This window comes from Tardiphaga sp., from assembly GCF_028290495.1.
Lineage (GTDB): Bacteria > Pseudomonadota > Alphaproteobacteria > Rhizobiales > Xanthobacteraceae > Tardiphaga.
This window is the reverse complement of the sequence record NZ_JAQGJT010000141.1, coordinates 1-20576: the sequence shown is the minus strand read 5'-3', so window position 1 is coordinate 20576 and position 20576 is coordinate 1. Positions and strand designations below refer to the sequence as shown.

General features: G+C 64.0%; 18 protein-coding genes. 12 read left to right on the top strand and 6 right to left on the bottom strand.

What is annotated here, in order from left to right:
• Window positions 1-68 precede the first annotated feature (68 nt).
• The 4 genes from JWQ24_RS21715 (at window position 69) to JWQ24_RS21700 (ending at window position 6867) form a co-directional block, all read left to right on the top strand.
• Complete coding sequence (locus JWQ24_RS21715) at window positions 69-1241, top strand: phosphoserine transaminase (protein ID WP_299812444.1); 1173 nt, start codon at window positions 69-71, stop codon at window positions 1239-1241.
• Window positions 1242-1473: 232 nt separating this feature from the next.
• Window positions 1474-3063 (top strand): phosphoglycerate dehydrogenase, encoded by a 1590-nt coding sequence (gene serA, locus JWQ24_RS21710; RefSeq protein WP_299812442.1) that lies wholly within the window; start codon window positions 1474-1476, stop codon window positions 3061-3063.
• Window positions 3064-3282: 219 nt separating this feature from the next.
• A complete protein-coding gene (locus JWQ24_RS21705) occupies window positions 3283-4968 on the top strand; it encodes a methyl-accepting chemotaxis protein (protein WP_299812441.1) in 1686 nt (561 codons plus the stop codon).
• Window positions 4969-5184: 216 nt separating this feature from the next.
• Window positions 5185-6867 carry a methyl-accepting chemotaxis protein gene (locus JWQ24_RS21700; RefSeq protein ID WP_299812440.1) on the top strand — a complete coding sequence of 561 codons (1683 nt, stop codon included), beginning with the start codon at window positions 5185-5187 and terminating at the stop codon, window positions 6865-6867.
• Window positions 6868-7081: 214 nt separating this feature from the next.
• Here JWQ24_RS21700 and JWQ24_RS21695 read toward each other — a convergent pair whose 3' ends face one another.
• From JWQ24_RS21695 to JWQ24_RS21685, 3 genes are all read right to left on the bottom strand, one after another.
• Window positions 7082-8437, bottom strand: coding sequence for an esterase-like activity of phytase family protein (locus JWQ24_RS21695; RefSeq protein ID WP_299812438.1), 1356 nt, complete (start codon window positions 8435-8437; stop codon window positions 7082-7084).
• Between the two features lie 139 nt (window positions 8438-8576).
• Window positions 8577-9557 (bottom strand): tripartite tricarboxylate transporter substrate binding protein, encoded by a 981-nt coding sequence (locus tag JWQ24_RS21690; protein WP_299812437.1) that lies wholly within the window; start codon window positions 9555-9557, stop codon window positions 8577-8579.
• 131 nt (window positions 9558-9688) lie between these two features.
• A complete protein-coding gene (locus JWQ24_RS21685) occupies window positions 9689-10609 on the bottom strand; it encodes a DMT family transporter (protein ID WP_299812436.1) in 921 nt (306 codons plus the stop codon).
• 261 nt (window positions 10610-10870) lie between these two features.
• Between JWQ24_RS21685 and JWQ24_RS21680 the strand changes: the two genes are divergently transcribed.
• Genes JWQ24_RS21680 through JWQ24_RS21670 form a run of 3 tightly spaced genes read left to right on the top strand, consistent with a single transcriptional unit; the run spans window position 10871 to window position 14479 of the window.
• The gene (locus JWQ24_RS21680; protein ID WP_299812435.1) at window positions 10871-13138 is read left to right on the top strand and encodes a TonB-dependent siderophore receptor; all 2268 of its coding nucleotides are present in this window, start codon (window positions 10871-10873) and stop codon (window positions 13136-13138) included.
• 19 nt (window positions 13139-13157) lie between these two features.
• Window positions 13158-14294, top strand: coding sequence for a PepSY domain-containing protein (locus tag JWQ24_RS21675; protein ID WP_299812446.1), 1137 nt, complete (start codon window positions 13158-13160; stop codon window positions 14292-14294).
• Entirely contained in the window at window positions 14291-14479 is a 189-nt protein-coding gene (locus JWQ24_RS21670) for a hypothetical protein (RefSeq protein ID WP_299812434.1), read from the top strand. The genes JWQ24_RS21675 and JWQ24_RS21670 overlap by 4 nt, the downstream gene beginning before the upstream one ends.
• A gap of 6 nt (window positions 14480-14485) precedes the next feature.
• Here JWQ24_RS21670 and JWQ24_RS21665 read toward each other — a convergent pair whose 3' ends face one another.
• Window positions 14486-14782 carry a DUF3551 domain-containing protein gene (locus JWQ24_RS21665; protein WP_299812433.1) on the bottom strand — a complete coding sequence of 99 codons (297 nt, stop codon included), beginning with the start codon at window positions 14780-14782 and terminating at the stop codon, window positions 14486-14488.
• Window positions 14783-14877: 95 nt separating this feature from the next.
• Complete coding sequence (gene ybaK / locus JWQ24_RS21660; RefSeq protein WP_299812431.1) at window positions 14878-15351, bottom strand: Cys-tRNA(Pro) deacylase; 474 nt, start codon at window positions 15349-15351, stop codon at window positions 14878-14880.
• Window positions 15352-15432: 81 nt separating this feature from the next.
• On the opposite strand from ybaK, the gene JWQ24_RS21655 reads away from it, so the two are divergent.
• The 5 genes from JWQ24_RS21655 (at window position 15433) to JWQ24_RS21635 (ending at window position 20125) form a co-directional block, all read left to right on the top strand.
• A complete protein-coding gene (locus JWQ24_RS21655; RefSeq protein ID WP_299812429.1) occupies window positions 15433-15678 on the top strand; it encodes a hypothetical protein in 246 nt (81 codons plus the stop codon).
• A 22-nt stretch (window positions 15679-15700) separates the two neighbouring features.
• Window positions 15701-15868, top strand: coding sequence for a hypothetical protein (locus JWQ24_RS21650; protein ID WP_299812427.1), 168 nt, complete (start codon window positions 15701-15703; stop codon window positions 15866-15868).
• Window positions 15869-16010: 142 nt separating this feature from the next.
• Complete coding sequence (locus JWQ24_RS21645; protein WP_299812425.1) at window positions 16011-16928, top strand: PhzF family phenazine biosynthesis protein; 918 nt, start codon at window positions 16011-16013, stop codon at window positions 16926-16928.
• A gap of 251 nt (window positions 16929-17179) precedes the next feature.
• A complete protein-coding gene (locus tag JWQ24_RS21640) occupies window positions 17180-18472 on the top strand; it encodes an adenylosuccinate synthase (RefSeq protein ID WP_299812423.1) in 1293 nt (430 codons plus the stop codon).
• Between the two features lie 54 nt (window positions 18473-18526).
• On the top strand, window positions 18527-20125 hold the full coding sequence (locus JWQ24_RS21635) for a hypothetical protein (protein WP_299812421.1): 1599 nt from the start codon (window positions 18527-18529) through the stop codon (window positions 20123-20125).
• A 202-nt stretch (window positions 20126-20327) separates the two neighbouring features.
• Here the strand turns inward: JWQ24_RS21635 and JWQ24_RS21630 are convergent, their stop codons facing one another.
• Window positions 20328-20546, bottom strand: a complete 219-nt coding sequence (locus tag JWQ24_RS21630; RefSeq protein WP_299812419.1) for a hypothetical protein — start codon at window positions 20544-20546, stop codon at window positions 20328-20330.
• Between the last annotated feature and the right edge of the window lie 30 nt (window positions 20547-20576).

Sequence of the window (20576 nt, the reverse complement as noted above, 5' to 3'; positions counted from 1 at the left end):
GATTCCCCTAATCACCGCGGCGGGACACCTCCCCCCAACGGGAGGCTAGCTATCTGGAAGGATAGATCATGACTGCAGCGAAGCCCGCTTCGCGGCCGAATGTGCCGCATTTTTCGTCCGGCCCCTGTGCCAAGCGCCCCGGCTGGAACGCCCAAAATCTCAAAGACGCAGCCCTCGGCCGCTCGCATCGCGCCAAGATCGGCAAGGCCAAACTCAAGCTCGCGATCGAATTGACCCGCGAAGTGCTTGAAGTTCCCGCCGGTTACAAGATCGGCATCGTGCCGGCGTCGGATACCGGCGCGGTCGAAATGGCGCTGTGGTCGCTGCTCGGCGCCCGGCCCGTGACCACGATCGCCTGGGAATCCTTCGGCGAAGGCTGGGTCAGCGATATCGTCAAGGAATTAAAGCTCAAGGACGTCACCAGGCTGCATGCCGGCTATGGCGAAATTCCTGATCTCAGCAAGGCCGATCCGGCCTCCGACATTGTGTTCACCTGGAACGGCACCACCTCGGGCGTCCGCGTGCCCAATGCCGACTGGAACAGCGCTGATCGCGAAGGCCTCACCATTTGCGACGCCACCTCGGCGGCGTTCGCGCAGCCGCTCGACTGGGCCAAGCTCGATGTCGTCACCTTCTCCTGGCAGAAGGCGCTCGGCGGCGAGGCCGGTCACGGCATGCTGGTGCTGTCTCCGCGCGCGGTGGAGCGGCTGGAAACCTACAAGCCGGCGTGGCCATTGCCGAAGATTTTCCGCATGACCAAGGGCGGCAAGCTCAACGAAGGCATCTTCGAAGGCGAGACCATCAACACGCCGTCGATGCTGTGCGTCGAGGACTATCTCGATGCGCTCGGCTGGGCCAAATCGGTCGGCGGACTGAACGCGCTGGTCGCGCGCGCCGACGCCAACACCAAGGCGCTGGCCGACTGGAAGGCGCGCACGCCGTGGGTGGATTTTCTCGCCACCGATCCTTCGATCCGCTCCAACACTTCAGTGTGCATGAAGGTGATCGATCCTGCGATCACCGCGTTGTCACCTGATGCTCAGGCCGACTTCGCCAAGAAGCTGGTGGCTTTGGTCGAGAAGGAAGGCGCCGGTTTCGACTTCGCGCATTACCGCGATGCCCCCGCCGGTCTGCGCATCTGGTGCGGCGCAACGGTGGAAGCCAGCGACGTCGCGATCCTGACGCAATGGATCGACTGGGCGTTCGCCGCGACCAAGGCCTCGCTCGCACAAGCGGCGTGACTCTTCCTAACCTCTCCCCGCCCTTCGCGGGGAGAGGTCGACCGGCGAAGCCGGTCGGGTGAGGGGCGTTGCACGCGCTTCATCCAACTTCAGCCTTGCGGGTCGGTAGCGGCCCCTCACCCCAACCCTCTCCCCGTAAGAACGGGGAGAGGGAGCAGAAGTATCGCGACTGCTTTCACCCCGGCGCTTCGCGCCGACCCTCCCCCTCAAGGGGAGGGTGAAGGAGAACATCATGCCCGCACCCAAAGTCCTCATTTCCGATGCGCTCTCTCCCGCCGCCGTCCAGATCTTCAAGGACCGCGGCATCGATGTCGATTTCCAGCCGACGCTGGGCAAGGACAAGGACAAGCTCGCCGAAATCATCGGCAACTATGACGGCCTTGCCATCCGCTCTGCCACCAAGGCGACCGCGAAGATCCTCGCCAGGGCGACCCGCCTCAAGGTGATCGGCCGCGCCGGCATCGGCGTCGACAATGTCGAGATCCCCGCGGCCACGGCCAAGGGCATCATCGTGATGAACACGCCGTTCGGCAATTCCATCACCACCGCCGAGCACGCCATCACCTTGATGCTGGCGCTGGCCCGCGAAATCCCCGCGGCAGATGCCTCCACGCAGGCCGGCAAGTGGGAGAAGAACCGCTTCATGGGCGTCGAGATCACCGCCAAGACGCTCGGCGTAATCGGCTGCGGCAATATCGGCGCGATCGTCGCCGATCGCGGCCTCGGCCTGCGCATGAAGGTGATCGCGTTTGATCCGTTCCTGTCGCCGGAGCGCGCCAAGGATCTCGGCGTGGAGAAGGTCGAACTCGACGAGCTCTTGAAGCGCGCCGACTTCATCACCCTGCACACGCCGCTGACCGACAAGACCCGCAACATCATCGACGCCGCGGCGATCGTCAAAATGAAGTCTGGCGTGCGCATCATCAATTGCGCCCGCGGTGGTCTGGTCGACGAGCAGGCGCTGGTCGATGCGTTGAATTCCAAGCATGTCGCGGGTGCTGCCTTCGACGTGTTCGTCGAAGAGCCCGCGACCTCTAATGTGTTGTTCGGCCATCCCAACGTGATCTGCACGCCGCATCTCGGCGCCTCCACCACGGAAGCGCAGGAGAACGTCGCATTGCAGGTCGCCGAACAGATGTCGGACTATCTTCTGACCGGGGCGATTTCCAATGCGGTCAACTTCCCCTCGATCAGTGCGGAAGAAGCGCCGAAGCTGAAGCCGTTCATCGAGCTGGCTGAGAAGCTCGGCTCGTTCGCCGGCCAACTCACCGAGACCGGCATTTCCAAGGTCACCATCACCTATGAGGGCGCCGTCGCCGAAATGAAGATCAAGGCGCTGACCTCGGCGGCCCTGACCGGGCTACTGCGTCCAATGCTAGGCGACATCAATGTGGTGTCCGCGCCGGTTGTCGCCAAGGAGCGCGGCATGGTGGTGGACGAAGTTGTTCGCGCCGCGCAAAGCGATTATGAGAGCCTGATCACGGTGACGGTCAACACCGAGACCCAGCAACGCTCGGTGTCCGGCACGGTCTATGCCGACGGCCAGCCGCGCCTCGTTGACATCAAAGGCATCCGCGTCGATGCCGAATTCGGCAAGTCGATGATCTACGTCACCAACGAGGACAAGCCGGGCTTCATCGGAAAGTTCGCTTCGCTGCTGGGCGACGCCAAGATCAACATCGCGACCTTCCACCTCGGCCGCAACAGCAAGGGCGGCGACGCCATTGCACTGGTCGAAGTCGACGGTGCGGTGCCGGCCGAGCTGCTGGCGAAAGTGCAGTCCCTGCCGCAGGTCAAGCAGGCCAAGGCATTGAAGTTCTGAGACGAAGGAAAAGGCACTTGAAGTTCGTCATGCCCGGCCGTGTGCCGGGCATGCGCGCTGACATGTGACACCGTGAACGTATCCGTGGAGGCCGGGGCATTCCCATGGCGCTACCTAGGGTTACCGTTGGCGCCGAAGTAAGGAATAACGAACGGTTTTAAAGATACCGTAATAACGCTTCCCCCCGCGCGTCCCGCGCGGCCTTCCGGAGACGTCACGGTGAAACTGAAAAATCTTCGCATTACAGCCAAGCTCGGAATTTTGCTGGGCATCTCGGTGCTCGGTCTCTGCGTTGCCGGTGTGCTCGCCGGAAACCTGATGCAGCGTGAATTGTTCAACGCCCGCGTCGAGCAGACCCGCGCTATCGTCGAGATCGCGCGCACTATGGCCACGGGGTTGCAGAAGCAGGTCGAGGCCGGCCAGCTCAGCAAGGAAGCCGCCATCGCAGAATTCGCCCGCCGTGCGCAGTCGATGACCTACGACAAGGGGGCGGGTTACCTGTTCGCCTACACCATGGACGGCGTCACGGTGGTCACGCCCGACCTGAAGATGATCGGCGTCAACCGTCTCGACGTGAAGACCAACGACCGCGCGCTGACCCGCGAACTGCGCGACGGCGTCGCCGCGCGCGGCGATATCACCCTGAAGTACGAATACTACAAGCCCAACGAGAAGGAGCCGATCCGCAAGATGTCCTATGCGGTCGCGATTCCCGGCTGGAACATGTTCGTCGGCACCGGCGCCTATCTCGACGATCTCGATGCCAAGATGATGCCGATCGCGATGATGCTCGGCGTTGCCATTCTCGCCATCGCCGTGATCGCGGGCGGCCTTGCCTGGCTGATCAGCCGCAGCATCACCCATCCGCTTGGGCAACTCGGCACGCGCATGCAGTCGCTGGCTGCCGGTGCGCTGGACGAAGGTGTCCCGGGTATCGACCGGCACGATGAGATCGGCGCCATGGCGACGACCGTCCAGGTTTTCAAAGACAACGCCATCCGCATCCGTGGGCTGGATCAACTGGATGCTGAAAAGCACGAGCGCGCCGCTGCCGAGCGGGTCGCCATGATGAACAACATCGCCGACGATTTCGAGCGCAGTGTGAATGGCATTGTTCGTTCGGTTTCGACTGCGGCAGCTGGGATGCAGAGCACTGCGCAATCCATGACCAACACGGCCAGCGACGCCAGTTCGCGCGCCGCGACCGTCGGTGCAGCCTCCGAAAGGTCGTCGGACAATGTCAGCACGGTGGCTGCCGCGGCGGAAGAACTGTCGGCGTCGGTCAGCGAAGTGCTGCGGCAGGTGTCACAATCCAGCGAGATCGCCAGCAAGGCCGTAAGCGATGCCGAGCGCACCAACGCGACCGTGCAGCTGCTGTCGAGCGGTGCGGAGAAGATTGGTGAAGTGGTGCAGCTGATCCACAGCATCGCGTCGCAGACCAATCTGCTGGCGCTGAATGCGACGATCGAGGCCGCGCGGGCCGGCGAGTCCGGACGTGGCTTTGCCGTGGTCGCCTCAGAGGTGAAGGCGCTGGCCAGTCAGACCGCCAAGGCCACCGAGGAAATTTCCGCGCAGGTGGCTGCCATGCAGGCATCGACCAGCGAGGCAGTGGGGTCGATCAGTGCGATCACCAGCACCATCGCGCAAATGAGCCAGATCACGAACAGCATTTCCGCGGCGGTGGAGCAGCAGGGCGCTGCGACCCGCGAGATCGCCAGCAACATCCAGTCGGTGTCTGCCGGCGCACATGAGATCAGCAATCATATTGGTGGCGTCAGCAGCGCGGCCGAAGCGACAGGTGCAGCAGCCTCGCAGGTGCTGTCGAACGCGCAGCAGTTGGAGAGCCAGTCCGGCATGCTGCGCACGGCGGTGGACGAATTCCTCAGCAAGGTGCGGGCAGCGTGAAGCTGTTTTTCCTTCCTGCGTGCGACGCATAGCAGGATGACGTTGCAAAAGTCCCCGCCCTAAAGGCGGGGACTTTTTTGTGAATTCCATATGCCGGAAAATTACGTCAGATGTGTCGCCGGCACGGTAAACATTTGAAAACACTACGTTGGTACTCCTGTGTCCAGGGACACGCCGAGCGGTGAACACACCGTCGGCAAAAGGGAAACAAGCGCAGTGAAATTCAACAATATTCGCATCACGTCCAAGCTCGTCATGTTGGTGGCGGTCACCATGATCGGCCTCTGCGCGGCCGGCCTCCTCGCGGCCCACATGGTCCGCAGCCAGATGCTCTCCGCCCGCACTGAGCAGCTCAGGTCGATCGTCGATATCGGGCGCAACATGCAGGCCAATCTGCAAAAGCAGGTGGTTGCCGGCCAGATCACGAAAGAGGCCGCCGTTGCGGAATTCATTCGCCGGCTGGAGCCGATGACCTATGACAACGGCAACGGTTACTTGTTCGTCTACACGATGGATGGCGTCGTGGTTCACTTGCCGGGCTTCAAGGCGGGATCCGATCGTCTCAACGTGCTGGTCAATGGGAGGGCAGTGACCCGTGAATTTCGCGACGGTGTGGCTGCCAAGGGTGACCACCTTCTGACCTATGAATTCGTGAAGCCCAACGAACAGGTTCCATCTCGCAAGATGGGATACGCGGCTGCGCTTCCCGGCTGGAATATGTTTGTCGCCACCGGCGCCTATCTCGACGACCTCGACGCGCAATTGAAGCCGATCATCTGGGCGCTGGGCCTGGCCATGCTCGCCATCGCCGTGGCTGCCGGCATTGTCGCCTGGCTGATCGGACGCAGCATCACCGGACCGCTCGGTCGGCTCGGCGCGCGCATGAAGTCGCTCGCCGATGGCGCGCTGGAAGAGGGCATCCCGGGCGTCGGCCGCAAGGACGAGGTCGGCGCGATGGCGCTGACCGTGCAGGTGTTCAAGGACAATGCGCTGCGTATTCGCGGCCTCGAGGAGGTCGAAGCGGACGCGCAGGGCCGCGTGGCGGCCGAGCGTCGCACGGCGATGGAAGATATCGCGCGTGATTTCGAGCGCAGCGTCAACGGCATCGTCAAGTCGGTCTCGACGGCCGCTGCGGGCATGCAGACCACGGCACAGTCGATGGCGGCGACCGCCTCTGATGCCAGTTCGCGCGCCGCCACCGTGGGCGCGGCCTCGGGCCGTGCCTCCGACAATGTCAGCACCGTCGCGGCCGCCGCGGAAGAGCTGTCGGCGTCGGTGTCGGAAGTGCTGCGTCAGGTGACACAGTCGAGCGAGATCGCCAGCAAGGCGGTTACCGATGCCGAGCGCACCAATGTCACCGTGCAGATGCTGTCATCAGGCGCGGAGAAGATCGGCGAAGTGGTGCAGTTGATTCACAGCATCGCGTCGCAGACCAACCTGCTGGCGCTGAATGCCACCATCGAAGCGGCGCGCGCCGGCGAATCCGGCCGCGGCTTTGCGGTGGTGGCGTCGGAAGTGAAGGCGCTGGCCAGCCAGACTGCCAAGGCGACCGAGGAAATCTCGGCGCAGGTGGCGGCGATGCAGGCCTCGACCAACGACGCGGTGGCGTCGATCAACGCCATCTCCGAGACGATCGCGCAGATGAGCCGCATTACCACGTCGATCTCGGCGGCGGTCGAGCAGCAGGGCGCTGCGACGCAGGACATCGCGCGCAACATCCAGTCGGTGGCGGCGGGCTCCAGCGAAGTCAGCGCCCATATCGGCGGTGTCAGCGCCGCAGCCGAAGCCACCGGCATGGCCGCCGGCGAAGTGCTGTCCAACGCCCGCGCGCTCGATGACCAGTCGGCGATGCTGCAATCGGCCGTTGACGGTTTCCTCGGCAAGATCCGCGCGGCGTAGCTCTGATCTTTCTTCCCTCTGAGAGGGTGGCTTCGCGCAGCGAAGACGGGTGAGGGGTGCCGCAAGCTCCGAGCTAGAAATACCCCTCATCCGACGCGGACTTCGTCCGCGCCACCTTCTCCCACAAGGGGAGAAGGAAGAAACCGGGCCTCAAGCAAAAAGCCCTCCCTTGCGGGAGGGCTTTCGCATTTCAGGTGATGCCTGCGCGTCTGCCTTACTTCGCCTTCAGGAAATCGCCGACTTCCAGCAGCACGAATTCGTTGTCGTCGGCCTTGTTCGGATCGCGGCTCGACGAGAACGGCAGGTTGTTGTCGTTGCCGACGATGATGTGGGTCGCATCGACCTGGTCGACGTTCTCGATGGTGAAGAACGGGAAGGTCAGTACGCCGTCGTTGAGTGGCTTGCGGGCCAGCTTGTCCGGGTCCTGGATCTTCATCAGGTCGATGAAGCCGATCTTGCGCACCGGCTTGCCGACATTGGCGTCGTTCATCTCGATCTTGAAGACCTTCTTGAACTTGGCCAGATCCGGGAAGCAGTCTTCACCGCGCTTGCCGTCGGCGCAGGCTTTGTCCTTGGTGCCTTCGCCGTTGTCGCGCTCGATGATCAGGCCGTTGTCGGCGGTGATCATGTTGAAATCGCCGATCGCATTGCCGTTCTGTTCGAACACGTACTGCCAGTAGCGGCCGGTGAACTTCTCCGCCTTGACGTCGAATTCCAGGATCCGCGACGCTTCCTTGCCATCGACCTTTTCCCAATCCTTCTTCTCGGCATCCCAGATCGGGCCTTCCAGCAGGCCGTACAGGAACTTGCCGTCCTTCGACGACGCAAAGCCTTCGTAGCCCTTGGAGCGCTTCAGGTTGACGGTGGTGTAGGTGGCGCCCGGCGCGCCAGGCGACTGCACCGACCAATGGTCCGGCGAACGCACCGGTTTGCCGTCGGCGACGGTGTCGAACACGGCCAGCACCTTGCCGGTCATGTCGGCCTTGATGATGTAGGGGCCGAATTCCTCACCGATCCAGAAGTTGTCGCCGACGATCTGGAAGCCTTCGGTATCGACGTCGGCGCCGGTCAGGTAGCGCTTGGTGGTGTCTTCGTGGACGATGCGGAACGGTACCTTCTTGTCGGGATCGTGCAGGAACACGGTGGCCTGACGCTCGACCTTGCCGTTCTTCCAGTCGATCTTGTGGTGGTTGAGGTAGATCATATAGTCGGCCGAATTGTAGCGCGAGCCGGCGCCGTTATCGGTCAGCACCCAGAACGAGCCGTCGGGCATCACCTTGATGCCGGAATGGCCCTGCAGCGGCTGGCCCTTCATCGGCAGCGAAATGCCGGTCGGGCGCTCATAAGACTTGCCCATCACGGTGCCGAGCGCGTCGACGCGCTTGCCGGTGGTGTATTTGCCGGAGGTCTTCAGGTCGTTCGGCGCATCCGTGGGGGCGTCGATGGTCGACGCCGCCGGCAGCACCGCGTGGCCGGCCAGCCTGGCGGGAAACTCGCCCTCGCTTTGCGCGAAAGCCGCGGACGACAGCAGCATCATCGACGCCACGGAACAGAGCAGTGATTTGCGCATGGTGGTTCTCCTTGTGGTGACCATGCGGGCGTTGTGGAGGGCGGGCGTTACGGCACGCTGACGGTTGGATGACAGCGAGGTGACAGCAGCGGAAAGCGCTGCGGCAAGTTGGCGCCGCAGCGCGTCCGGAACGCCGAGCCTACTGCTTCTCGATCTTCGCGTTGGTGATCAGCTTTTCCCACAACACCAGTTGCTGCTTGACGAAGATATCAAGCTCTTCCGGCGTGCCGGAAAACGCATCCATGCCGAGTTCGGCGAGCCTGGCTTTCATCTCCGGCTTCTCGACGATCTTGCGGATCTCGCTGTTCAGGCGATTCACGATCTCCTTGGGTAACCCCGCCGGTCCGAAATAGGCCTGCCAGGACGTGATGTCGAAATCCGGTACGCCGGCCTCCTGCATGGTCGGCAGATCGGGCACCAGCGGTGAACGCTTCGCGGTGGTGACGGCCAGTGCGCGCAGCGACTTGCCGGTGACATGCGGCAGGCCGGTCGGCACGTCGGTGAACATCATGTCGATGCGGCCGCCGATCACGTCGTTCATCGCCGGCGGCGAGCTCTTGTAGGGCACATGCAGCATTTCTATGCCGGCATTATGCGCGAAGGTGGCGCCCGACACGATCGCCGACGAACTTCCGCTGGCATAGGTCAGCTTGCCGGGATTGGCCTTGCCGTAGGCGACCAGCTCGGCGACGTTTTTCGCGGCGACGCCGGGGGTCACCACCAGCATGAAGGGCAGGTCGCCGGTGCGCGCGATCGCGGTGAAATCCTTCACCGGGTCGTAGGTCATGGTCTTGAGCAGGAACGGATTGGCGGAGTGCGAGGTGTTGGTGGTGACGAACAGCGTATAGCCGTCCGGCGCCGAGCGGGCGACATAGGTCGCGGCGATCGAGCCGTTGGCGCCGGGCTTGTTGTCGATCACAATGGGCACGCCGAGCGCGACGCCAAGCTGCTGCGAGATGATCCGCGTCGTGGTATCGGTGCCGCTGCCGGCGGCGAATGGCAGCACCAGCGTGATGGTGCGGTTCGGATAGGCCGCATTCTGCGCCGAAGCGGCGGTGGCGGCGCCCAGCACGATGGCCACCGTGCACAATGCCAGTCGAATTCCGTAAAGCCCGGTCATGTCGCTTGCTCTCCCTGCGCGCCGGCATTTGAGCCCGGCGTCGTTGCGCGCAGGCTAGCGCAGCTCGCGCAGCAGATGCAACGCAAGGCGATGTGCCGTCGGACGGAATGCGTCAGATGGAGGCGCTTCCGTTACTTCCGTGACGCAATGAACACGCCGGCCAGCACCAGCGCGTAGCCGGTGAGGTGGAACCATTCCGGCTTTTCGCCGAGGAACACGATCGCCATCACAGAGCCGAACACTGGCATCAGATGGAAAAACGGCGCGGCGCGGTTCGGGCCGATCAGCGCGATGCCGCGGTTGAAGAACAGATAGGCCAGCGCCGAGGGAAAGATCATCATGTAGAGCAAGGTGAACAGTGTCAGCCGGTCGAGCACCAGCGGCGCGCCGGAGGCCAGTTCCCAGATGTTGAGCGGGACCGTCATCAGCGCGCCGCAGCCGGTGGTGAAGGCGATCAGCGACATCGGATGCGTCACCGGCCGGCGCAGCATCAAGGCCGAATAGATGCCGAACACCAGCAGCGCGCCGAACAGCATCGCGTCGCCCTTGTTGACCTGGATACTCGCCAGGGCGGTGAGATCGCCGCGCAGGATGATCACCAGCACGCCGGTCATCGACGCCGCGATGCCGAGAAGTTGTGCGAGTGTCAGCCGCACGCCGAACAGGATCATTGTCCACAAGGCCACGCAGAGCGGGCCGGATGACTGGATCAGCAGTCCGTTCAGAGCCTGGGTATATTTCAGGCCCCAATAGGCCAGCACGGTATTGGCGGCGAAGCCGGTGAAGGCCAGCGCCAGCATCAGCGGGATGTGGGCGCGCAGCACCGGCCAGTCGCGCCGCAGATGCGGCCACGCGAATGGCAGCAACAGCAGGAAAGCGCCGATCCAGCGCACGCAGGACATCGTCACCGGCGGGACATGCCCGGACACATATCGTCCGAGCACGAGATTGCCGGCCCAGAACAACGACGTCAGGCTGAGCAGCAGATAGGGCTGGTTGGAAAGCCAGGTGAGCGCGGCGAATCGGGGGGGCGTGGGCTCGGAGGAGGTCATCGATGTCCGCACTTGGGTTTCGGCACGCCGCTCGCCGATCCGAATGCGCGCAATATGCTATCGGAGCAGGAAATAGAACCTGGGAAGGTGATTTTGTAACCCAACTGCTGCAATCCGGGCACACCGATGGCGAAATGCACTCGCCTTGCGTTTGTTTGTAGGCGTTCTAATGGCGAAGACGAGTTCGTACGCTTACCCGATGACCAGTCGAATTCAAAACCGCATCATCCGGGTGATGCGTATCCACGATCGGGGAACGCGTTGAAAAAGATTCATCTGCTGCGACTGGCCTTGTTGTCGAGCGCCTGTGCCTTCAGCGCGCTGACCTTGAACCCGGCGCTGGCGCAGTCCAACGCTGCCGCGCAAAGCGGCGTGTCGCAGCTGCCGCCGGTGGTGATCAACCAGCCGGAAGCGCGCGGTCGTGCTGCCGCCGTGGCGCCGCGTCGCGCCGCGCGTTCTGCCCGCAGCGCCGCCGCGTCGCGCGCACCGGTGGCGCCGCGTAATGTGCCGTTCGTTGAAAATCCCCGCGGCGCGATTCAGGGCTATGTCGCCAATCGCAGCATGGCCGGCACCAAGACCAACACCGCCATCAACGAGACGCCGCAGGCGATCACCGTGATCGGCGCCGAGCAGATCCGCGACCAGAAGCCACAGAAGTTCGACGAAGTGTTGCGCTATTCGCCCGGCGTCGTCGGTGGCTATTTCGGTGCCGACGTCCGCAACGACTGGTACCTCATCCGCGGCTTCAAGGCGGATGACAATTCGACATTTCTGGACGGCATGCAACTGTTCTCGACGGCCTTCGCGACCTGGAAACTGCAGCCGACCAACCTCGAGCGCGTCGAAGTGCTGCGCGGTCCTGCTTCTGTCCTGTACGGCGGCAGCAGCACCGGCGGTATCGTTAACGCCGTCAGCAAGTTGCCGACCTTCGAGCCGATCCGCTACATTGAAACCGGCGTCAACAACTACGGTAATGGCTACGTCTCGTTCGACGTCGGCGGTCCGATCGCGGTGCCGGCGCAGAACGGTGCGCTGGCGTATCGTGTCGTCGGGCAGGTCAAGGGCGGCGAAACCCAGACCGACTTCACCCCGGACAACAACTACTTCATTGCGCCGTCGTTGACATGGAAGCCTGATGCCGACACCAGCTTCACGCTGCTGGCCTCTGCGTCGCGCAACGAGAGCCGGGTACAGAACTTTCTGCCCTATGAGGGCACAGTGACAGCGGCCCCCTACGGGCGTATCAGCACCGGCTTCTTCGGCAGCCAGCCGAGCCTCGACAAGTTCACGCGCGAGCAGGAGATGATCGGCTATCTGTTCGAAAAGCGCCTTTCCGAGAACGTCACCTTCCGGCAGAACGCGCGCTACGGACATACCGACGTCAATTTGACGACGCTGCAGGGGCTGGGCACGGATGCGGCCGGCGACCTGTCGCGACTGTACTTCACCACGCATGGTGTCGCCGATCAGGCCAACCTCGACAACCAGCTTGAGTACCGCTTTGCCACCGGCGATGTGCAGCACACGACGCTGTTCGGTCTCGACCTGCGCCACTACAGCATCAACGACTACCAGGCCTCGTTGTACCCGGCGGCATCGATCAACGTGATCAACCCCGTCTACACGAACACGCCATACACCGGCGCGGCCTACCGTGACGGCACCCTGACGCAGAAGCAGATCGGGCTCTATGCGCAGGACCAGATCAAGTGGAATCGCTTCACGCTGGTACTGAGCGGCCGCAACGACTTCGTCACCACCACCGATGAAAGCCGTCTGGGCGCGGGTTCGAACGCCAGCCGCGACGACAGCAAGTTCAGCGGCCGTGCCGGCCTGATCTACAACTTTGACAACGGCATCGCGCCTTACGTGTCTTATGCGACCAGCTACAATCCGCTAACCGGCGTCGTCTTCTCGACCGGCGCGATCCGACTTCCCGAAACGGGGCAGCAGACCGAAGTCGGCCTGAAGTATCAGCCGGCAGGCTTCAATGGCCACTTCGGCGCCGCATTGTTTGACCTGACGAGGCAGAACACGCCGTCGGTGGATTTCACCAACTCGCTGCTGTCGTCGCAGCTCGGCGAAGTCCGTTCGCGCGGCATCGAACTGGAAGCTGTGGCCAATCCGCTGCCCGGCCTGAAGCTGGTCGCCTCGCATACTGCCTATAATATCGAGATCACGCAGGAAGCAGCGTCCTATCTGGTCGGCAAGGTGCCGGTGAATACGCCGCGGCAGATGACGTCGGGATGGGCGGATTACACGTTCCAGACCGGTCCGCTGGCCGGCTTCGGTCTCGGCGGCGGCGTGCGCTACATCGGCGCGTCGTTTGCCGATGCCAACAACCTGTTCGTGGTGCCGTCCTTCGTCCTCGGCGATCTCGCCGTGCATTACGAGTGGCAGAACTGGCGCGCGGCGGTCAATGTTCAGAACGTCGGTGACGAGACTTATGTAGCGAGCTGCGCCAACACCACTTCGTGCTTCTATGGTGATCGCCGCCGCGTCAGCGCGAGTCTCGGATACAAGTGGTAACGTCTGAGGGGAGGCCGTTCTGAACGCGAGAACCGCCCGCATCTGGTCGCTGGTCCATAAGTGGACCAGCCTCGTCTCGACGGTGTTCCTGCTGCTGCTGTGCCTCACGGGCCTGCCGCTGATCTTTCACCACGAGATCGACGAACTGCTCGGCTATGCGCCGGTGCACGAGGCGCCCGCGCCCGGATCCGCGAAACTCGGCTTCGAGACAATCGGCCGCATCGCTCTGGAAAAATATCCAGGCCAGGTGATGCAATACATCGCCACCGAAAAGGACGAGCCGGGCCTCGTCAACACCTTCACCAACAGTGCGGTGAACGGCAAGCCCGACGATGCCGTGGTCACCTCGTTCGATGCCTATAGCGGCCGCGCGCTTGGCCTTTCCGGAACCGGGCCGATGCTGGTGGTGCTGAAGCTGCATACCGACGTCTATCTCGGGCAGGCAGGCAAGCTGTTCATGGGCGCGATGGGCTTCCTGTTCATGGTCGCGGTCGTCTCCGGGGCGGTGCTGTATTGGCCGTTCACCCGGAGATTGCGCTTTGCGACGATCCGCGCCGGGAAAAGCCGCCGCATCATCTGGCTCGACTGGCACAATCTGCTCGGCGTCGTCACCGTGGTATGGGCGCTGGTCGTCGGCGGCACCGGCGTCATCAATACGCTGGCGGAAGTAATGCTGAGCGGGTGGAAGGCCAACGAGTTGGCGGCGATGGTGGCGCCCTATGCTGGCAAGCCGCCGCCGGTGCGGTTGGCTTCGCTCGATGCCGTGGCTGCCAATGCCATGCGGGCCGCGCCAGGCATGGAGATCGGCTTCATCGCGTTTCCCGGCACGCCGTTCACCTCGACGCACCACTACGCTGCCTTCATGCGCGGCAACACCACGCTGACGGCGCGGCTGCTGACGCCGGTGCTGCTCGACGGCGAAACCGGCGAGGTCGCCGACTCCCGTGAATTGCCGATCTATCTGAAGGCGCTGCTGGTGTCGCAGCCGCTGCATTTCGGCGACTATGGCGGCATGCCGCTGAAGATCATCTGGGCGCTGCTCGATGTGCTCACCATCATCGTGCTCGGCAGCGGGCTGTATCTGTGGTGGGTGCGACGCAAGAAAACGCATCGTGCGCCGGCGGCTTCCTTCAACAGCCTGAAGCCTGCGCCATGAAAAATGCGCCCCGTCGCCCCGGCAACTGGAAAACCGTCTTCGCCATTCCACTCGCCATCGGCGCGCTGTCGCTCGCCGGGCTGTTGTCGGCTTTATTGCTCGACCAGCCCGGCCGCATCTTCAGCTGGTTCGCGCTGGGCCTGCCGGTGGCCATTGCGGCTTGGGCGTTTGCGCGCAGCCGGTAGCCGGTCTTACCAGCGGCGATTCCAGTCCCAGCCGCCATTGTCCCAATCGTTTTGCGGGGCAGTGCGAACCGCCTTGCCGCGGCGCGGGCGCGGCATCTGGTTATAGGCGAAGGCCGGGTTCTGGATGCAGTCGCCCCCGATTCCGCTCACGGTCGCCATACATTGCCGCATGGTGTCGAAGGAGCAGCTCGGGTTGAAATCATTGGTCACCAGACGCGCGCAGACGGGATAGTCGCGGGCCATTGAGGGCGTTGCAGCGCCCGTTACGACCAAGAGCGCAGTAGCGGCGAGAAGTGAGCGCATGAGATTATCTCCGGTGGTTGCAGGTATATAATTCCAGGCTGCGATTGTCGTTCCGATCCAGCGGCAAAAGCCATTCACAGTTTCGGGACAGGCCGTCATCCCGCCAGCTCCCGTGGCTCGGCTCCCAGCGTCGTTAGCGCGGCTTTAGGGTCGATCTCGATTTGCAGGCCGCGCTGGCCGCCGTTGAGGTAGACGGTGGCTTCCGCCAGCGCGGCGCGCTCGATCGCGACCGGGACGCGCTTCTTCTGCGCGAACGGGCTGATGCCGCCGACATGGTAGCCGGTCAGCCGCTCGGCGTCGGCCGGACGCATCATCTTGGCGGCCTTGCCGTCGAATGCCGCGGCGAGCTTCTTCATGCTGACCTCTCTGTCGGACGGCACCACGACGCAGACCGGGTGGCCATCGACCTCGGCCATCAGCGTCTTCAGCATCCGCTGCGGCGCAATGCCGAGCGCCTGCGCAGCCTGCATTCCAATGCTCTCGGCGTCAGGGTCGTAGTCATAGGCGTGCAGCGTGAAGGCCACGCCGAGCTTGCTCAGTGCCTGCGTGGCGCGGGTGGTCTTCGACATCTCTCCCTCCTGACCGCTGCCGGTCCCAGGAACCTGTTGCAGCACTGCACGTTTCCCCGGCGAAGCATGAGGAGGCAAATCATGGGACTAGCAACTTACGCCATTATCGAGACCGGCAAAACCGAAACCGACGGCGCCCGGATTTCCAGCAAGTGGTGCATCCTCCACGACGGCAATGTCGAGGGCACCTACGACACCAAGGAATCCGCCTTTGAATCTGCCGTCGCCGCGGCGTCGCTAGCGGTGCGGCAGGGTCACGAGGTGCATGTCAGCGTACCCTCCAGCCGCGTCGGCAACCGCACCGCGCTCGGCGGCGCTACGAACTGACTTCACACCACAAGGAGCCGGCATGAGCCAGAAAACCCCAAAAGAGGATCTGCGCCAGCGCAGCGACGGGAAGCCCTACAAGGGGACGGGCGAGCCTTGGAAACAGCCCGCCCACAACGTGCAGGACCCCGTCGCGCCGGATATGCCGAAGCCCGATCTGGAAAAGTGGGAAGAGACCAGCTCGCACTGAGTCGCCGCGACCCGCCGACTTTCCGGCCTTGGCCCTCGCTGGGGATCGGCCGCGCAACCTCGATTTCCGGGAGGGGGCCAGTCGCGCCTTGCGCCGTGCGCTGGTTATCGCATCAAGTAGCGCGGGTGATGGGGGCGGCATAATGATCGACTATATCACCGTGGATGTGTTCACGGACCGTGCGTTCGGCGGCAATCCGCTGGCGGTGATACCGGATGCGCGCGGCATCGGCGATGCCCGGATGCAGGCCATTGCCACCGAGTTCAACTATTCCGAGACCACCTTCGTGTTGCCGCCGGACGATCCTGCGCATGATGCGCGGGTCCGCATCTTCACGCCGACCGACGAAATCCCGTTCGCCGGCCATCCCAATGTCGGCACGGCTTTCGTGCTCGGCCGCCAGCAGATGGTGTTCGGAAAGAATGTCGCCGACCGGATGATCTTTGAAGAGAACGCGGGGCTGGTCCAGATCGACCTGCTGCGCGATGGGAGTGAGGTCATCGGCGCCGGCTTCATTGCGCCCCAGCCGCTCGAACTCGGCGACGAGATCGACGCGCCGACGCTGGCGGCCTGCGTGTCGCTGCCATCGGATGCGATTGTGCGCGAAACGCATCCTCCCCGCATCGTTTCTGTCGGCTTGCCGTTCGCCGTCGCGGAACTGATGAACCTTGAGGCCTTGGCCGCAGCACGGCCTGACACCGCCAGTTTCGCGGAAGCCGGGAGACGGCACTGGCACCGCGACGACCGCTTTTCGGTGTTCGTCTATGTTCGCACTGGCCTTGGCATCGACCACCTGCGCGCGCGGATGTTTGCGCCGCTGAGCAACATCCCCGAGGATCCCGCCACCGGCAGCGCCTCGGCGGCTTTGTCGGCCTATTTGGCCAGCATCGATCCTCGGCACGATGCAGTCCACGCGATTACGATCGAGCAGGGCGTCGAGATGGGACGGCCGAGCGCGATTGGCGTCGAGGTCAATAAGCGCGATGGATGTGTGAAGACCGTGCGAATTTCCGGTCACTGCGTCGCGATGATGCAGGGGACACTCGCGCTTGACCGTTAGGTCGCCGCCCCATCGCCGCCACGCCACCCCGGATTTTCAGGGGATATCAAGGGTTTGCCTGCGCCGTCCGGGCGGCTTTTTGCTGCCCTTTAACTTGCTTCCACAGCCTGCATCCGTTAATCCCCCTCATGCCTCGCATGAGAGCGGCCGCGGCCGTGTTTGGCTGGGCGCAGCGGCATGATCCGGAAAGCGGCAGACCGTTTTCCGTGCTGATCATGCTTCGACACTTGAATTGCAGGGATTACCTCGAAATGGCCAATGTTGTCGTCGTCGGCGCCCAGTGGGGCGACGAAGGAAAAGGCAAGATCGTCGACTGGTTGTCGGAGCAGGCGGATATCGTCGCCCGTTTCCAGGGCGGCCATAATGCCGGCCACACGCTGGTTATCGACGGCAAGACGTACAAGCTGGCGCTGCTGCCGTCCGGCGTGCTGCGGCCGTCCAAGCTCGGTGTCATCGGTAACGGCGTGGTGTTCGATCCGCAGGCGTTTCTCGATGAGGTCGGGCGGTTGCGCGCCCAGGGCGTCCACGTTGGCCCCGACAACCTGCGCATCGCCGAGAACGTCACGCTGATCCTGCCGTTGCACCGCGAACTCGATTCGCTGCGCGAGAATGCCAGCAAGGCCAACGCGATCGGCACCACCCAGCGCGGCATTGGCCCGGCCTATGAAGACAAGGTCGGCCGCCGCGCCATCCGTCTGATGGATCTCGCCGATCCTGACGCGCTGCCGCATAAGATCGACCGGTTGCTGGCGCACCACAACGCGCTGCGCCGCGGCTTTGGTCTGCCGGAATTCGACGGCGCGGAGATCCAGAAGGGCCTGATGGCGCTGGCGCCGGAACTGCTGCCCTATGCGGAAGCGGTGTGGCGTCTGCTCGACCAGAAGCGCCGCGAGGGCAAGCGCATCCTGTTCGAGGGCGCGCAGGGCGCGCTGCTCGACGTCGATCATGGCACTTATCCCTACGTGACCTCGTCGAACACCGTGGCGGCGCAGGCCGCAACCGGCACCGGCATGGGTCCGGGCGCGGTCGGCTACGTGCTGGGCATCTGCAAGGCCTACACCACCCGCGTCGGCGCCGGCCCGTTCCCGACCGAGCTCGACAACGAGGTCGGCCGCAAGATCGGCGAGCGCGGTCGCGAATTCGGCACCAATACCGGCCGTCCGCGCCGCTGTGGCTGGTTCGACGCCGTTCTGGTGCGCCAGACGGTCCGCACCTGCGGTATTCACGGCCTGGCGCTGACCAAGCTCGACATCCTCGACGGTTTCGACACCATCGAGGTCTGCGTCGGCTACATGCTGGACGGCAAGGAAATCGACTATCTGCCGGCCGGCGAGGGCGCCCAGGCGCGCATCGTGCCGGTCTACGAGACCATCGAAGGCTGGAAAGAGCCGACCGCCAATGCGCGCTCCTGGGCCGATCTGCCGGCACAGGCGGTCAAATACGTGCGTCGGGTCGAGGAACTGGTGGGCTGTCCGATTGCTTTGCTTTCCACCAGCCCGGAACGCGAAGATACTATTCTGGTACAAAATCCGTTCGAGGCTTAACGAAGTATTACCGGAATGCCCTCAAAGTGAGGGCATTCACAGACTCGAGTACAGATGGCCGACTACTACCCGTTGATTGCCCGAGCCATCGCCGGACTGGACCCCAGTGCGCCCGGCGAGAGCCGGCGCGCGCTCTATGAGCGGGCGCGTAGCGCGCTGATCGCGCAATTGCGCAGCGTCGAGCCGCCGCTCAGTGAATCCGAGATCACGCGGGAGCGGCTGTCGCTCGAGGAAGCCGTGCGCAAGGTCGAGTCCGAGGCCGCCCAGCGCGCCCGGGACCTGCCGCGCTCCGATGGCAAGCCACGCGCCGGCGACGCCTTCCGCAACAACAATCCGCGCGGCAATGCCCGCGCGATCGATCCCGCCGACGCCTCGCCGCGCGGTCGCCAGCCGATTACGCCGAGCCCCCGCGAACCGGCCGCCGCGCGCTCCGAGGAGCCGCGTTCGGCCCGCACCCTGCGTGTCGATCCGCCGCCGATCCCCCGCCAGCAGCCCGCCGCCGGGTTGCAGGATCCAGCCCCGTCATCCGCTTTGCCGCCGACCCGCGAGCGAACCGGCAGCCCGCGCCGGTTCGATAACAACACGCCACCGCCGCCGCCCGCACCTGGTGCCGCGGCAATGCGCGGCTTTCGCGATGTTACAGCCGATGTCGACGATCTCGGCCGCGCCGCGGCGCAAGCCAACCGCGCCGCCCGAAAGACCTATGCCAACGTGCCGTCGCCGACCCCGGAATTCGATCGGCTCGAGCCGACGATGGAAGACCGCGGCGAAGTGTTCGGCTACGACGAGTCCGTAGCGGAAGAACCCGCGCCACCGCCGTCGCGGATACGCGAGCCCAAGGCCAAAAAGGAAAAGCCGCCGAAGCCGGTCAAGCCACCGAAGCCAAAGCGCGTCAGTGGCGGCTTCCCGGTCAAGACCGCCGTCCTGATCGGTCTGGTGATGATCCTGATCGGTGCCGGCATTCTGGCCGGACCGAAGCTGTGGCAGACCGTGCGCGGCTTAGGCAGCACCGCGCCAGTGGTTGTGGATTCCTCGAAGGACGCGCCTTTGGCGCCCCGGCCGAAGATCGCCGATCGCGTCGGCCAACCCTCGACCAGCGAGCAGCTCGCGCCGGTGGCGCAGCGCGTTGTGCTGTACGATGAGGATCCGGCCGAGCCGAAGGGCAAGCAATATGTCGGCACGGTGGTCTGGCGCACCGAGCAGATCAAGGCGTCGGGCGGCAAGCCCGGCGACATCGCGGTGCGCGCCGATATCGAGATTCCCGAGCGCAAGCTGAAGATGACGATGTCGTTCCGCCGCAACACCGACACCTCACTCCCGGCCAGCCACACCGCTGAGCTGACCTTCGTGCTGCCGTCTGATTTTTCCGGTGGCGGCGTCGCCAACGTGCCGGGCGTGCTGATGAAGTCGAACGAGCAGGCGCGCGGCACCCCGCTGGCCGGTCTCGCGGTCAAGGTCACCGATGGCTTCTTCCTGGTGGGCTTGAGCAACGTCGAGAGCGACCGCGTCCGCAACCTGCAGCTCCTCAAGGAGCGCTCCTGGTTCGATATTCCGCTGGTCTACAGCAACCAGCGCCGGGCCATCATCGCGATCGAAAAGGGCTCGCCCGGCGAGCGCGCCTTCAACGACGCGTTTGCCGCCTGGGGCGAGTGATCCCGAGCAGGGCGGAACAAGGCATTCCTCGGTCGAGCTGACGAAGCTCCGTCATTGCGAGGTGCCCTTGCGACGAAGCTATCCAGTCTTCCCTTGTGGCCCTGGATTGCCGCGTCGTTTCGTTAAGGGGAAAACGGGCAAGCCGGTTTCCCCTGACCTCGCGATGACGGCGGGGAGAGCTGCACCCCTCGATTGACCATCATCATGGCGCGCCGTCCGCGCCTGCTTGCACGGCGTGGTGCAACAATGCATGCCGGTCGGTGACGCCGCCACGCGCGCTGTGCAGAATCGTCTGCGCCATCTTCGCCTTGGTCGCCGGCGTGCGGTGCTGCACGGCAATATGTTCGACGGCGATCTCCAGCACTTCACGCAAGGCGGCGACCGCGCGGGAATCGAGTTGGGGCTGCAAATCGATCGTCATGTGCCGTCTCCATCGCTGTTGTCCCGATCA

Excerpts from the sequence above, each read along its gene's own strand:
- JWQ24_RS21715 (WP_299812444.1), top strand. The coding sequence starts at position 69 with ATGACTGCAGCGAAGCCCGCTTCGCGGCCGAATGTGCCGCATTTTTCG.
- serA (WP_299812442.1), top strand. The coding sequence starts at position 1,474 with ATGCCCGCACCCAAAGTCCTCATTTCCGATGCGCTCTCTCCCGCCGCC.
- JWQ24_RS21695 (WP_299812438.1), bottom strand. The coding sequence starts at position 8,437 with ATGCGCAAATCACTGCTCTGTTCCGTGGCGTCGATGATGCTGCTGTCG.
- JWQ24_RS21690 (WP_299812437.1), bottom strand. The coding sequence starts at position 9,557 with ATGACCGGGCTTTACGGAATTCGACTGGCATTGTGCACGGTGGCCATC.
- JWQ24_RS21685 (WP_299812436.1), bottom strand. The coding sequence starts at position 10,609 with ATGACCTCCTCCGAGCCCACGCCCCCCCGATTCGCCGCGCTCACCTGG.
- JWQ24_RS21670 (WP_299812434.1), top strand. The coding sequence starts at position 14,291 with ATGAAAAATGCGCCCCGTCGCCCCGGCAACTGGAAAACCGTCTTCGCC.
- JWQ24_RS21665 (WP_299812433.1), bottom strand. The coding sequence starts at position 14,782 with ATGCGCTCACTTCTCGCCGCTACTGCGCTCTTGGTCGTAACGGGCGCT.
- ybaK (WP_299812431.1), bottom strand. The coding sequence starts at position 15,351 with ATGTCGAAGACCACCCGCGCCACGCAGGCACTGAGCAAGCTCGGCGTG.
- JWQ24_RS21655 (WP_299812429.1), top strand. The coding sequence starts at position 15,433 with ATGGGACTAGCAACTTACGCCATTATCGAGACCGGCAAAACCGAAACC.
- JWQ24_RS21650 (WP_299812427.1), top strand. The coding sequence starts at position 15,701 with ATGAGCCAGAAAACCCCAAAAGAGGATCTGCGCCAGCGCAGCGACGGG.
- JWQ24_RS21645 (WP_299812425.1), top strand. The coding sequence starts at position 16,011 with ATGATCGACTATATCACCGTGGATGTGTTCACGGACCGTGCGTTCGGC.
- JWQ24_RS21640 (WP_299812423.1), top strand. The coding sequence starts at position 17,180 with ATGGCCAATGTTGTCGTCGTCGGCGCCCAGTGGGGCGACGAAGGAAAA.
- JWQ24_RS21635 (WP_299812421.1), top strand. The coding sequence starts at position 18,527 with ATGGCCGACTACTACCCGTTGATTGCCCGAGCCATCGCCGGACTGGAC.
- JWQ24_RS21630 (WP_299812419.1), bottom strand. The coding sequence starts at position 20,546 with ATGACGATCGATTTGCAGCCCCAACTCGATTCCCGCGCGGTCGCCGCC.